This is a genomic window from Actinoplanes sp. SE50/110, from assembly GCF_900119315.1.
Lineage (GTDB): Bacteria > Actinomycetota > Actinomycetes > Mycobacteriales > Micromonosporaceae > Actinoplanes.
Map to the genome: position 1 here is coordinate 8,934,546 of NZ_LT827010.1, position 13,361 is coordinate 8,947,906.

The 13,361-nt window shown below is 71.6% G+C and carries 12 protein-coding genes and 1 tRNA gene; 6 read left to right on the plus strand and 7 right to left on the minus strand.

The window, feature by feature from the left end:
- Positions 1-8 precede the first annotated feature (8 nt).
- From ACSP50_RS40015 to ACSP50_RS42865, 4 genes are all read right to left on the minus strand, one after another.
- Complete coding sequence (locus ACSP50_RS40015) at positions 9-3,587, minus strand: adenylate/guanylate cyclase domain-containing protein (RefSeq protein WP_043513118.1); 3,579 nt, start codon at positions 3,585-3,587, stop codon at positions 9-11.
- Positions 3,584-4,393 (minus strand): MBL fold metallo-hydrolase, encoded by an 810-nt coding sequence (locus tag ACSP50_RS40020; RefSeq protein ID WP_014695042.1) that lies wholly within the window; start codon positions 4,391-4,393, stop codon positions 3,584-3,586. Before ACSP50_RS40020 ends, ACSP50_RS40015 begins: the two co-directional genes overlap by 4 nt.
- A 95-nt stretch (positions 4,394-4,488) precedes the next feature.
- Positions 4,489-4,974 carry a RidA family protein gene (locus ACSP50_RS40025; RefSeq protein WP_014695043.1) on the minus strand — a complete coding sequence of 162 codons (486 nt, stop codon included), beginning with the start codon at positions 4,972-4,974 and terminating at the stop codon, positions 4,489-4,491.
- The gene (locus ACSP50_RS42865) at positions 4,971-5,126 is read right to left on the minus strand and encodes a DUF4177 domain-containing protein (protein ID WP_014695044.1); all 156 of its coding nucleotides are present in this window, start codon (positions 5,124-5,126) and stop codon (positions 4,971-4,973) included. The genes ACSP50_RS40025 and ACSP50_RS42865 overlap by 4 nt, the downstream gene beginning before the upstream one ends.
- 116 nt (positions 5,127-5,242) lie before the next feature.
- Between ACSP50_RS42865 and ACSP50_RS40030 the strand changes: the two genes are divergently transcribed.
- The 3 genes from ACSP50_RS40030 to ACSP50_RS40040 are packed head-to-tail and all read left to right on the plus strand — an operon-like array spanning position 5,243 to position 8,060.
- The gene (locus ACSP50_RS40030; RefSeq protein ID WP_080128159.1) at positions 5,243-5,941 is read left to right on the plus strand and encodes a hypothetical protein; all 699 of its coding nucleotides are present in this window, start codon (positions 5,243-5,245) and stop codon (positions 5,939-5,941) included.
- Between the two features lie 33 nt (positions 5,942-5,974).
- On the plus strand, positions 5,975-6,937 hold the full coding sequence (locus ACSP50_RS40035; RefSeq protein ID WP_014695046.1) for an ArsA-related P-loop ATPase: 963 nt from the start codon (positions 5,975-5,977) through the stop codon (positions 6,935-6,937).
- A gap of 13 nt (positions 6,938-6,950) precedes the next feature.
- Positions 6,951-8,060: an ArsA family ATPase gene (locus ACSP50_RS40040; protein WP_014695047.1), complete on the plus strand. Its 1,110-nt coding sequence runs from the start codon at positions 6,951-6,953 to the stop codon at positions 8,058-8,060.
- A 27-nt stretch (positions 8,061-8,087) separates the two neighbouring features.
- Here the strand turns inward: ACSP50_RS40040 and ACSP50_RS40045 are convergent, their stop codons facing one another.
- Positions 8,088-8,390, minus strand: a complete 303-nt coding sequence (locus ACSP50_RS40045; RefSeq protein ID WP_014695048.1) for a WhiB family transcriptional regulator — start codon at positions 8,388-8,390, stop codon at positions 8,088-8,090.
- A 334-nt stretch (positions 8,391-8,724) separates the two neighbouring features.
- Between ACSP50_RS40045 and ACSP50_RS40050 the strand changes: the two genes are divergently transcribed.
- The gene (locus ACSP50_RS40050; RefSeq protein WP_014695049.1) at positions 8,725-11,103 is read left to right on the plus strand and encodes a transglycosylase domain-containing protein; all 2,379 of its coding nucleotides are present in this window, start codon (positions 8,725-8,727) and stop codon (positions 11,101-11,103) included.
- Between the two features lie 60 nt (positions 11,104-11,163).
- Here the strand turns inward: ACSP50_RS40050 and ACSP50_RS40055 are convergent, their stop codons facing one another.
- Entirely contained in the window at positions 11,164-11,616 is a 453-nt protein-coding gene (locus ACSP50_RS40055) for a GatB/YqeY domain-containing protein (RefSeq protein WP_014695050.1), read from the minus strand.
- Positions 11,617-11,641: 25 nt separating this feature from the next.
- Here ACSP50_RS40055 and ACSP50_RS40060 point away from each other — a divergent pair, with 25 nt between their 5' ends.
- On the plus strand, positions 11,642-12,535 hold the full coding sequence (locus ACSP50_RS40060) for a metallophosphoesterase (RefSeq protein ID WP_014695051.1): 894 nt from the start codon (positions 11,642-11,644) through the stop codon (positions 12,533-12,535).
- A gap of 190 nt (positions 12,536-12,725) precedes the next feature.
- Positions 12,726-12,802 (plus strand) — tRNA-Pro (locus ACSP50_RS40065).
- A 204-nt stretch (positions 12,803-13,006) separates the two neighbouring features.
- Here the strand turns inward: ACSP50_RS40065 and ACSP50_RS40070 are convergent.
- A complete protein-coding gene (locus ACSP50_RS40070) occupies positions 13,007-13,303 on the minus strand; it encodes a hypothetical protein (RefSeq protein ID WP_014695052.1) in 297 nt (98 codons plus the stop codon).
- Positions 13,304-13,361: the final 58 nt, after the last annotated feature.

Sequence of the window (13,361 nt, forward strand, 5' to 3'; positions counted from 1 at the left end):
CCGGGAGATCATCCGGGCACGTCAGACGCGTACGCGACAGTTTCCGCCGGAGTCGCCTCCACCTCGGTGATCGCGAGAGTGTCCCGCAGCTCCGCGGCCGCCGCGCGCTCACTGGTCTGCTCGGTGGAACGGGACAGCCGGACCGCGTCCTCGGCCGCCGTGCGGGCCTCCCCGCAGCGGTCGGCGGCGGCCAGCACCCGGGCCCGGACCATCGCCGCGATCACCCCGCTGCGCACGTCCTCGGCGGGCACCTCACGGGCGCGTTCGATCCAGGTCAGCGCCGACTCGACCCGGCCGTCGGCGAGCAGGGCCGACGCGTACGAGGCGAGCGCGTGCCGCCGGGAGAACAGCAGCGACGGGGACGACGTGTCGCTGGCGATCGGTGCGAGCAGGCCGATCGCGGTCTGCGGGTCACCCGCCCGGGTCCGCGCCTCGGCGAGCAACACCCGCGGGCCGACCTGGGCCGGCGCCAGCGAGTTGTGCGGCTCCACCGCGGTCATCACCCGGCGGGCGTCGGCCTCCGCGGTGGCCAGGTCGCCCTGCTGCAGCGCGACGAACCCGTGCAACGTGCCGGCCATCCCGAGCAGCAGCGGGTGCCCGGTCCGGTCGGCGAACCAGAGCGCGTCGCCGAGCAGGTCGGCGGCGTGGTCGAACTCGCCGAGCCCGCGGGCGATCGCCCCGCGCACCACCATCGCCAGCCCGCAACCCCAGTCGTCGGAGACCTCCTGGAACTCCCGGTACGCCCGGCGGGCCTGGCTGTCGGCCGCGCCCAGGTCGCCCAGCTCGGCCGCCGCATAGGCCTCGACGACCCGCAGCGTGCCGACCGCCCAGCCCTCGCCGACCCGGTCGCCGAAGGGCAGGAAGATCCGGGCCAGCCGACGGGCCTCCTGCAGCCGGCCGGCCAGCAGCCGGGCGAACGCCGTGGTGCCGCGCAGCCAGGACCGGCCCACCGGGTCACCGAGCTCGGCGAAGAGCCGCGCGGCCCGGCCCAGCACCGCGTCGGTGCCGGCGAAGTCGCCCCGGGTGGTGGTCACCCAGGCGAGATTCTGCAGCGCCCAGGCTTGGCCGTGCCGGTCGCCGGCGGCCAGGGTGACCTGGTAGGCGGCGGCGAACCGGCTGCTCGCCTGGCTCAGCCGCCCGTTGAGGAAGTCGGCCATGCCGAGCCGGCGCATCGCGTTGGCCCGCTCCGGCAGCAGCTGCGCCTCGGTGGCCACCTCCAGCGCCTCCTGCCAGGCGGCCACGGCGCGGCCGCCGTCGCCCAGCGCCTCGTGCGCGCGGCCGACCACGATCATCGCCTCGGCCCGGCAGACCGGGTCCTCGGCGGCGCTCTTGGTGATCTTCTCCCCATACGCCAGCGCCTCCTCGGCCCGGCCCAGCCGCAGCATCGCCCGGGCCAGGACGAGTTGGTCGGGCAGCGGCAGGTCGGTGCCGGTCAGTGCGGTGGCACGCTCGGCGTACTCGATGGCGGCGGCCGGCTCGATGTTGGCCAGCGCACGCCGGGCCATCCGGCCGAGCGCGGCCCGGCCCAGGGCGGCCACCTCCCGGGCGGTCGCGTCCGGTCGCAGGCGTACCGCGTCGGCCAGCTCGATCGCGGCCTCGGCATGGGCGGCCACGAAGGCGTCCCGCTCGTTGTCGGTCAGGGGCAGCCGGGTGGCCCCGTCGGCGTGCCGGCCGACCGTCTCCGGCGCGGCCCAGGTCGCCAGATGGGCGTGCCGCTCGGCCAGGTCGGCCTTGCCGATCCCGGCGTAGGCCGCCTCGCGCATCAGCGGGGTGGTGAACTGGAAGCCGCCCCGGCTGCGGTGGATCATGCGGCGTTGCAGCAGCTCGTCGATGGCCGGCTCGAGGTCCTCCCCGGGGGCGCGGCGTTCCTGCAGCGCCTCCAGCACCCCGGTCGGCACGGTGGTGCCGGCCACCGACGCGTCACGCAGCACCGACCGCGGCTCGGCCGGCAGCGCGTCGATGCGCGCCGCGAGCACCGCCGCCAGGTCGCGGGAGAGCAGCTGGCTGCCGAGCGAACCGGCGGCGAGCTGCCACTTGCCGGCCGCGTTGGCGCCCACCGCGGGGGTCAGTGCGCCGCGCTCCATCAGCAGGGTGACCATCTCGGCCAGATAGAACGGGTTGCCCTGGGCGGTGGCCAGCAACCGGTCGGTGTCCGGCTGGGGCAGCTTGCCGCCGTTGAGATAGGAGGTGAGCAGCCGGGACGCGTCCGCACCGCGCAGCGGCGGCAGGTTGTGCACCTCGGCGTCGGCGACCCGGCTCAGCGCGCCGGTGCGGACCAGCTCGGGCCGGCCCAGCAGCAGCACCACGACCGGGCCCTCCAGCTGCGACAGCGTGCTGCCCAACGCGTCCACCGTGGTGGCGGTGGCGTCGTGCAGGTCGTCCACGATCACCATCAGCGGCGAGCTGGTGGCCATCGCGTTGAGCAGGTCGGCGACCGCGACCGAGATGGCCTCGGCGTCGATCCGCTTGGCGCTCGGCGGCCAGTCGGCGGGCGCGGCCGGGCCGCCCGGGTTGACCGGGGCCTCGCCGTAGCCCAGCAGAACCAGCAGCCGGTCGATGTCCAGGGTGACGCCGAGCCGCTGGGCGACCTTGCGCAGGCGCTCCTCGACGACCGTGCGGCCGACCGTGGCGACCACGTCCTTGGGCAGGCCGGCGGCCTTGCGGACCAGGTCGGCCAGGGGTGCGTAGCGGCGGCGCTCGCCGAACGCCCGGCAGCGCACCCGCAGGACCCGGACGCCGCCCGCCTCGAAGCCGGCGGCCAGCCGTTTCACCTCGCCGGCGAAGCGGGACTTGCCGATCCCGGCCTCGGCGGTCATCACCAGCACCCGTGGGGCGCCGGCGTCGATCGCCTCGGCCAGCCGGCCGGAGACCCGGCCCAGCTCCGCCTCGCGGCCCACGAACGGCGCCTCGTCGCCCAGGCCGGACCGGGTGCCCGGGGCGTCGTGCAGGCCGAGCAGCTCGTACGTCGGAACCGGTTCGCGTTTGCCCTTGAGCCGCAGCGGCCGCAGCTGCCGCCAGGAGGCGACGTGCCGGGTGCCGTTGCTGGTCCGCTCGCCGGCGTAGACGGTGCCGACCGCGGCGGCGTCGGCCAGCCGGGCGGCGGTGTTCACCGTGTCGCCGATGACCGTGTATTCGATGCCGGCCTGCATGCCGGCGACCACCTCGCCGGTGTTCAGCCCGACCCGCAGGCCGAGCGGCGCGCCACCGCCACGCTCGTCGTCGAGCACCCGGCGGACCGCGCGCTGCATGCTCAGCGCGGCCCGGACCGCCCGTTCGGCGTCGTCCTCGTGGGCGACCGGGGCGCCGAAGACCGCCATGATTCCGTCGCCGGTCAGCTTGTCCACGTGCCCGCCGAACGTCTTGACCGCCCCGGCCAGCGCCGCCAGCACCCGGTCGGTGACCGCGCCGACCCGCTCCGGGTCCAGGTCCTCCGACCAGGAGGTGAAGTCGGAGAGGTCGCCGAAGAGCACGGTGACGATCCGGCGCTCGGCGGCCGGCATCGCGGCGGCAGCCGGCAGTGCCGCGCCGCAGTGGTGACAGAAGCGCGCACCGGGAACGGCGACGGTGCCACACACAGGGCAGGTCACAGCCGGTCCAAACCGTCGGCCCCCGCCGCTGATTCCCGGATCAGATGATCGATCTGCGCGGCCGCGGACCACTCGGCGGCGAACCGCACCCGCGGGTCGATGTCCGGATAGACCAGGTCGACCACCGCTTCCGGGGTCCGCGCGCCGGCGGCCATCGCCGCTCTGACCTGCGCGAGCCGCTCCCTGCGGTGCTGCAGATAGTCGCGGGCCAGGGCCGCTGTGTCGCTGCGGGCCGGCCCATGGCCGGGCAACATCGGGACGCTTTCGTACGCCGTGAGCAGCTCCAGACTCGCGAGATAGGAGCCCAGGTCGCCGTCCGGCGCGGCCACCACCGTGGTGCCGCGGCCCAGGATCGTGTCGCCGGTGAACATCACCCGCTCACCCCCGTACCCGACGAGGAAACACACCGAATCGCCGGTGTGCCCGGGAGTCTGCAGGACCTGTATTTCGAGTCCGTTCCCGTCGAGGCTCCCGCGTGGGTCGAAACCCGCACCGTGCTCCGGGTCGGCCGCCCGGACCGGAACACCGCCCAGCATCCCGGCGAGCCGGGCGGCGCCCTCCACGTGATCATGATGACCGTGCGTGATCAAGATCGATCGATACGGACCCCGCTCGGCGATCCGGCGTAGATGCCCCTCGTCGAGCGGACCGGGGTCGATCACCGTCGCCAGGTCGGCGCCGGGTGCCCGCAGAATCCAGGTGTTCGTGCCGTCCAAGGTCATCGGGCCCGGGTTGGGGGCGCGCAACAGCGACACCCAACCCGGCAGCCGGTCGACCTCAGCCGACGCGGGCTCAGCACCCCCCATGCCGAGAATCGTACGTCGCGATTTCACGGTGAGCCGAGACACGATGTCCGTTCCGGTCACCTTGGGTGATCAAACCCGGCCGAACCCTCCCAAGATCACGCCACCTCGGCGATGACCTCGACTTCCACCGGCGCGCCCAGCGGCAACTCGGTCACCCCCACCGCGCTGCGGGCATGCCGCCCCTGCTCGCCGAGCACCTCGCCGAACAGGTTGGAGGCGCCGTTGATCACGGCCGGCTGACCGGTGAAGCCCGGCGCCGAAGCGACGAAGCCGGTCACCTTCACGATCTTCACGAGCCGGCCCAGGCCGACCAGCGCCTCGATCGCGGCCAGCGCGTTCAGGGCGCAGATCTGGGCGAGCTCGGCCGCCTGCTCGACGGTCACCTCGTCGCCGACCTTGCCGGTCCGCGGCAGTTTGCCGTCGACCATCGGGAGCTGGCCCGACACGTACACATGATTGCCGGACTGGACCGCCGGCACGTAGGACGCCAGTGGCGGGACCACGGTCGGCAGGGTCAGGCCCAGCTCGGCCAGTTTCGCGTAGGCGTCCACGCCACCGTCGCCGGCGATCGGCGTGGTCACGATTTCGCCCGCTTCATGTAGGCGATCAACTGCTCCGGGTTCGGCCCCGGTACCACCTGGACCAGCTCCCAGCCGTCCTCGCCCCAGTTGTCGAGGATCTGCTTGGTCGCGTGTACCAGCAGGGGCACGGTCACGTACTCCCACTTCTGCATGGCTCGGACACTCCTTCGTCGGGTACCGGCACAGCTTAGGACCCGGCGAACCGACCGGTTGGTTAGGCTGAGCGGGAAAGGCCACGGAAAGCACACGAGCCAGTGCGGGGAGTGACGTGACGGAGCCCGAGCCGGAGCGCGGCCGGCACGCCCTCCCGGAGGCGGCCACGATGGAACATCCGGTGGTCGGCGGCTGGCACCAGCCACCCCCGGAGGGGCCGTGGCACGCCCGGCACGAGAAACCCGGCGAATGGCGGCACCCCCCGCCCGAGCATCTGGCCTGGGAGCACTCCCCACCGGCCGAGGTGCCGCCGCCCGAGCCGGAGCCGATCTGGGTGAGCACGCCGCCCGCCCCGATCGCCCGTACGCCCCGGTCCCGGCGCTCGACGATCTTCCTGTCCGTGGCGCTGGCCGCCACCCTGGCGCTCTGTGGCGGCGGCGCGGTCTCGGCGTACGTGATGTTCCGGGACGCCGACCTGCCCGGCTCACCGGACCCGGCCACCGCGGTCAACCGGTTCCTCACCGCCGTCTACACCCAGCACGACGCGACCGCCGCCGAGGACCTGGTCTGCCGCAGGTCCCGGGACCGGGCCAAGCTCGCCGAACGGGTGCAGCAGATCCGCGACTACGCCGACGCCTACGAGGGTGCCGGCTTCCGCTGGGACGACCCCGCGGTGACCGCCGGCACCGGCAGTGAGGCCGAGGTCGGCGTCCGTGTGGTGATGTCCACCGAGGACGAGAAAACCGCTGCTCAGGACCTGCAGTTCACGGTCGTGCACAAGAGTGGCTGGCTGGTCTGTGACGTCTCCGGCTGAGCCGGATTTACCGAACGCCGTAACGTGGACGACATGGGCGAGCATCACGGCAACTGGCCGGAGCGACTGCACATCGTGACCGGCAAGGGCGGCACCGGCAAGACCAGCGTCGCCGCCGCACTGGCCCTGGGCCTGGCCGCCGGCGGCCGCCGCACGCTGCTGGTCGAGGTGGAGGGCCGGCAGGGCATCGCGCAGCTGTTCGGGCTGCAGCCACTGCCCTATGCGGAGCGCCGGATCGCCACCACCACCGGCGGCGGGGAGGTGCGCGCCCTGCCGGTCGACCCGGAGGAGGCCCTCCTGGAATACCTGGACATGTTCTACAAGCTCGGCGCGGCCGGCCGGGCGCTGCGCAAGGTCGGCGCCATCGACTTCGCCACCACGATCGCCCCCGGCCTGCGCGACGTGCTGCTCACCGGCAAGGTCAAGGAGGCCACCACCCGGTCGCAGGACGGCCGCCGGGTGTACGACGCGGTAGTCCTGGACGCCCCGCCCACCGGCCGGATCGGCCGCTTCCTGAACGTGACCGCGGAAACCGCCCGGCTGGCCAAGATGGGCCCGATCAAGACCCAGAGCGACGGGGTGTCCTCGCTGCTGCGTTCGCCGATGACCGCGGTGCACGTGGTCACGCTGCTGGAGGAGATGCCGGTGCAGGAGACCCTGGACGCGGTCGACGAGCTGACCGGCCTGGGCATCCCGGTCGGCCGGATCATCCTGAACGGCGCCCGCCCACCGCTGCTGGCCGCCGGCCGGGTGACCAAGGCGGAGATCAAGCGCGGTCTGGTGGCGGCCGGCCTGCCCGCCACCCCGGCCACCGTCAATCAGCTGGCCGCCGAGGCGCAGGCCCACCTGACCCGGCGGGAGCTGGAGGAGTCCCTGCGCCACGACCTGACCGACCGGCGCCGGCCGATGATCGAGCTGCCCCAGCTGCCCGACGGGGTGGACCGGGCCGGCCTGGATGTCCTGGCCGGCCGGCTGATGACCGACGCCCTACTCTGAAGTGGTGGTTGACGTGACCGCTCCCCGGCTCGACATCGACGGCCTGCTCGCCGATCCGGCCATCCGGATCGTGGTCTGCTGCGGCTCCGGCGGGGTCGGCAAGACCACCACGGCCGCCGCCCTCGGCGTGCGCGCCGCCGAGGTGCACGGCCGCCGCACCGTGGTGCTCACCATCGACCCGGCCCGCCGGCTGGCCCAGTCGATGGGCCTGACCGAGCTGAACAACACGCCGCGGCAGGTCAAGGACATCGAGGGCGGTGGGCTGTACGCCATGATGCTGGACATGAAGCGCACCTTCGACGAGGTGGTCGAGCAGCACACCAAGCCGGAGCGCGCCGCCGAGATCTTCGCGAACCCGTTCTATCAGGCCATGAGCTCCACCTTCGCCGGCACCCAGGAGTACATGGCGATGGAGAAACTGGGCCAGCTGCGGGCCGGCGACGAGTGGGACCTGATCATCGTGGACACCCCGCCGTCCCGGTCGGCGCTCGACTTCCTGGACGCGCCGGCCCGGCTGTCCCGCTTCCTCGACGGCCGGATGCTGCGCATGCTGCTCGCTCCGGCGCGCGGCGGCCGCAGCATGTTCAGCCTGGTCACCGCGTCGTTCGGGCTGTTCTCCCGGGCCGTGCAGAAGATTCTGGGCGCCCAGTTGCTGACCGACCTGTCGGGTTTCGTGGCGGCGCTCGACTCGATGTTCGGCGGCTTCCGGCAGCGGGCCGACCAGACCTACCGGATCCTGCAGGACCCGCAGACCGCCTTCCTGCTGGTCGCGGCGCCGGAGCGGGACGCCATCCGGGAGGCGGCGTACTTCGCCGAGCGGCTGGTCGCCGAGCGGATGCCGCTGTCCGGGCTGGTGCTCAACCGGATGCACCGGACCGAGCCGGCCGGCCTGTCCGCGGAGGCCTCGCTCGCGGCGGCGCAGCAGCTGTCGGCGGACGCCCCGCTCGCGGCGGACGTGCTGCGCATCCACGCCGGCCTGCTCCGGCAGAGCGAGCGGGAGGTGCGGGTCGCGGCGGGCTTCACCGAGGCGTTCCCCGAGGTGCCGACGACCTCGGTCGCGGCGCAGCCCGCCGACGTCCACGACGTCGACGGGCTGCGAACGATAGGCGCTCTTCTCGCCTGAACTGACGGACTCGCCTGAACAAACAGATCAGCGGGTGGAGACGAGCACCTTGTCGGCGCCCTTCTCCTTCAGTGCGGCCTCGAACATCTTCCGCCAGCTCGCCACGTGCGGGTGGCGGCGCAGCAGGGCACGCCGCTCCCGTTCTGTCATGCCTCCCCAGACGCCGAACTCGATCCGGTTGTCCAGGGCGTCCGCGAGGCATTCGTAGCGCACCGGGCAGCTGCGGCAGATCCTCTTCGCCACGTTCTGCTCGGCGCCCTGCACGAACAGCGCGTCAGGGTCGCCACTCTGACACGCCGCCATGCTGGGCCAGTCGCTGATCATCCCCATTGGTAAACGTCCCCCCTTGCATTTCACCCCCGAACGTCCGGCGCGGCAGCCCATGTCCCCTCATGCCGCGCAGACGTCATGCGAGATGTCTCGCCGGACCATCATGCTCTGTAGTTGGGTGATTACGCAACGTTGTCCCTCAAATACGTATAGGCCGGTAGTTCCGGGCAAAGCGGCCGCGCTATGGTGACCGAACGGGGGTATCTTTGGTGCAGATGTTGTAAATCGCCTCGCCGGACGGGGTGAAGCGTCACACTCATAACGGGCGAAGGCGACCTGCTCGACGGGCAGGCGCGTGCACTGTTCGCGTATCCTGCCTCGGGTGAGCTCCTGGATGCGCAGACGCGATCACAACATCTTCACGAACGCCACCTCGCTGCTCGTGTGCGGCCTGCTGGCCGGCGTGGTGGTGGCGGCCGCCGCCTTCCCCGCGGCGGCGATGTCCGGCCTCGCCGCCAAGGCGGGCGGGGCAGGCTTCGCGAGTCTGCCCAGTGAGATCAAAGAATTCAGCTCCCCGCAGATCACCCGGATCTACGCCTCCGACGGCCGGACCCTGATCTCGCAGTTCTACGACGAGTTCCGCAGCGACGTGCCGCTCAAGGACATCTCGAAGAACATGCAGACCGCGATCGTCGCCGCCGAGGACCGCAAGTTCTACGAGCACAACGGTGTCGACCTCAAGGGTGTCGCCCGCGCGTTCGTGAGCAACAGCCAGGGTGACTCCCAGCAGGGCGCGTCGACCCTCACCATGCAGCTCGTGCGGATGTCGCTGGCCTACTCGGCGACCAACCCGCAGGAGGTGATCGACGCCACCAAGGACACCCCGAAGCGCAAGATCACCGAGATGAAGTACGCGCTGCAGATCGAGAAGCAGCTCTCCAAGGAGCAGATCCTGGAGCGCTACCTCAACATCGCGCCGTTCGGCAACCAGGCGTACGGGATCTACGCCGCCAGCCAGGTCTACTACAACAAGAAGCCGAAGGACCTGACGATCGGCGAGGCGTCCATGCTCGCCGGCATGGTGAAGGCGCCGACCAGCTTCAACCCGACGGTGAAGAGCGGCCACGACCAGATCCAGGCGCGCCGCGACAACTACATCATCCCCGGCATGGTCGCCATGAACGCGATCAGCCCGGCCGACGCGGACAAGGCGAAGAAGGAGCCGATCCCGACCAAGGTGAAGCCGGTCAGCAACGGCTGCGTCTCGGTCGCGAAGAACAGCTGGGGCTTCTTCTGCGACTATTTCTACCGCTGGTGGATGAGCCAGGAGGCGTTCGGCGCCACGTCGTACGACCGCGAGCGGCGGCTCAAGAGCGGCGGCTACACCGTGATCACCTCGATGGACCTGAACGGCACCGCCTCGGCCCGCGCCGAGATCGCCCAGCGGGAGGCCGACAGCAGCCAGGACGCGCTGCTGCTGGCCGGCGTCGAGCCCGGCACCGGCAAGGTCCGGCTGCTCGCCACCAACCGGAAGTACTCGCTGGACGACCCGGACCACCCGACGAACAAGATCTCGCCGGACCCGGCCAAGAAGCGCAAGAAGATCCGCGGGTCGTTCCCGAAGACCACCAACCCACTGATCACCGGCGGTGGCGACATCGTGGGTTACCAGGCCGGCTCGGTGTTCAAGATGTTCACCATGGTCGCCGCCCTGGAGAACAGCATCCCGCTGAGCTACCAGATCAACGCCCCGGTCCGCTTCCACTCGAAGTACCCGGCCGGCTACGGCGAGAAATCCGCCTGCCCCGGCACCGACGACTGGTGTCCCGGCAACTCCAGCACCAAGGAGGCCGGCGTCTACAACATGTGGACCGGCTTCGGTAAGTCGGTCAACACGTTCTTCGTGCCGCTGGAGCAGAAGGTCGGCGCCGACAAGGTGGTCGCCGTGGCCAAGCGGTTCGGCATCCAGTTCCGCTCGACGCAGGACATCAAGAACGCCAACAACGCGGCCAACTGGGGCGCCTTCACCCTCGGTGTGATGGACTCCACCCCGCTGGAGATGGCGAACGCGTACGCCACCATCGCCGGTGACGGCAAGTACTGCGAGCCGACCCCGGTCGAGCAGATCACCACCAAGGACGGCGAGAAGATCGACGTCGGCAAGCCGCACTGCATCCAGGCCACCACCAAGGACGTGGCGCGGGCCGCGCTGGACGCGGCCCGGTGCCCGGTCGGCGACTCGGCCCAGCTGGGCAGCTGCGGCGGCAACAGCACGGCCGGCAACACCCACGACATCGTCGGCCACCCGGTGTTCGGCAAGACCGGCACCACCGACGCCAGCAAGACCGCGTCGCTGATCGTCGGCACCACCTCGCTGGTCGTCGCCGGTTACATGGCCGACCCGGACTGGCCCGACCACAACAACACGATGTCCCACCCGGAGATCAACGCCACGGTGCAGTACACGCTCAAGGACTACATGAAGGGCAAGCCGAGCGTTCAGTTCAAGACCCCGGGCAACGACAAGATCTCGATCGGCGACCTGAAGAGCGTGCCGGACGTCACCTGCGACCCGCTCTCCACCGCCAAGGACAAGATCGAGCTGGCCGGCTTCGACCCGGTGGAGGGCCCCAGCGTGGACTCGGACTGCCCGGCCGGCACCGCCGCGGGCACCGACGAGGACCGCACGATCAAGGGTGGCGCGGTGACCATCCAGATCAGCAAGGGCAACCAGGGCAACCCGAAGCCCGGCACCACGAAACCCGGGCGATAGCACCGAGCACGGCAAACGGGCGGGAGATCGGATCTCCCGCCCGTTTCGTGTTTCCGGGGATCAGCCGAGCCGGCGGCGCACCTCGGCGGCCACCCGGCCGCCCTCGGCCCGACCCGCCACGGCCGCCTGCGCCGCCTTCATGGCCGGGCCCATCTGCGCCTTACCGGTGAATCCACCGGCCGCCAGCGCCCCGCCCACGATCTCGGCGATCTCCGCGTCGGTCAGCTGCTTCGGCAGGTAACGGTCGAGAACCTCGCCCTCGGCCGTCTCCTTCGCCGCCTGGTCGGCACGACCCGCGCCGTCGAAGGCGGTGGCCGCCTCGCGACGCTTCTTCGCCTCCTTGGTCAGCACCGCCAGCACCTCGTCGTCGGAGAGCTCCCGGGCCTCGTCCCCGGCGACCTCCGCGGTACGCACCGCGGACAGGGCCATCCGCAGCGTCGAGGTGGTCAGTTCGTCCCGGGACTTCATCGCGGCGTGCAGGTCATCGTTCAGGCGGTCTTTCAGCGTTCCCATGGACGGAGAAACTACCCTTGCCGTCATGCGTAAGCGCTCCCTTATTTCCGCCGCGGCCGCGCTGGCCGCCGTCGGCGGCGCCACGTTCGCCTATGCCGCCCTCGTCGAACGCAACATGTTCACGCTCCGGCGCTTCGACGTCCCGGTGCTCGAACCGGACGCGGAACCGCTGCGCATCCTGCACCTCTCCGACCTGCACATGATGCCCGACCAGCGGCGCAAGCAGGAGTGGGTGGCCGGCCTGAGCGGCACCGACCCCGACCTGGTGATCGTCACCGGCGACAACATGGCCTCGCCGTACGCGGTGCCCGGCGTGCTGCGCGCCCTGGAACCCCTGCTCGACGTGCCCGGTGCCTTCGTCTTCGGCTCCAATGACTACACCGGCCCGGTCTGGAAGAACCCGCTGCAGTACGTGCTGCCCGAGCGAGAGTACGTGGAGGGCGCCGACCTGCCCTACGACGACCTGCGCGCCGCCTTCACCGACGCCGGCTGGGCCGACCTGAACAACGCCCGCACCATCCTCAAGGCCGGCGGCCGCTCGATCGAGCTGGCCGGCGTCGACGACCCGCACGTCGACCGCGACGACTACCCGGCGGTGGCCGGCCCGATCAGCGCCGGCGCCGACCTGCACCTCGGCGTCACGCACACGCCGGCCTCCCGGGTCCTCGACCCGATGGCCGCCGACGGCTTCGAGCTGCTGCTGGCCGGCCACACCCACGGCGGTCAGGTCTGCGTCCCCGGGTACGGCGCACTGACCACCAACTGCGACCTGCCCACCCGGCTGGCGAAGGGGCTGCACCGGTGGCCGGGCTCGGACGCCTGGCTTCACGTGTCGGCCGGCCTCGGCACCCACCCGACGGCGCCGATCCGCTTCGCCTGCCGCCCGGAGGCCTCCATCCTGACCCTGATCCCCCGCTGACCCCGGCCGGCTGGCCTCGGCGCGGGCGGCCCCACGCTCGCCCGCGCCGTCGCCCGCCCGCGCCGTCGCCCGCCCGCGCCGTCGCCCGCCCGCGCCGTCGCCCGCCTCGGCCTTGAGCTGCGGAAACACCGCACGGGGGTACCGGATTTCGGGCCTGCCGGATGGTCCGCTAGTATTCTTAACGCAGCAACGGGGTGTGGCGCAGTTTGGTAGCGCGCTACGTTCGGGACGTAGAGGCCGTGGGTTCAAATCCCGCCACCCCGACCAGCTTGCAGTAAGGCCCGGTTCTCCTCAGGGAAAACCGGGCCTTCTCCATGTGGTGACTGACGACCATGCACCCGCGCCGGCCCGGTCGATGATCGACCGCTGAGTGGCCTGAACGGACCGCAGACGCCCGATCGGCCCTTTCCGGCATCGGCGGGACCCCGAGCGATGCGGCGCGGTGGAGAACCGCCGTCAACCCCTTCGCGGTCAAACGGCGAACTGCGGGCGGACCGGCACTCCGGCCACCGCCGGGCCGACCGGGCGGGGCGCCATCTGCTGCGGCACGCAGTAGGGACCGAGCATGGTCTCCACGACCGGCGCGATGGTCTGCCGTTCACCGAGTTGCATCAGCCGGGTGGCCCGGGCCAGCGACCCGGTCTCACCGTCGCGGAATCCCTCGCGGTATCCGCGCTCGTAGCGCTCCCCACGGCCGAAGGCCCGACCGAGCGCGAAGCACGTCGATCCGGCCAGGGCGAGGAGGAAGAGCAAGGCGAAGGGCGTCACAGCGATGTTCCTTCCGAACAAAGGCCGCTAATTAGGCGAAAAGTACCCCAAACAGACA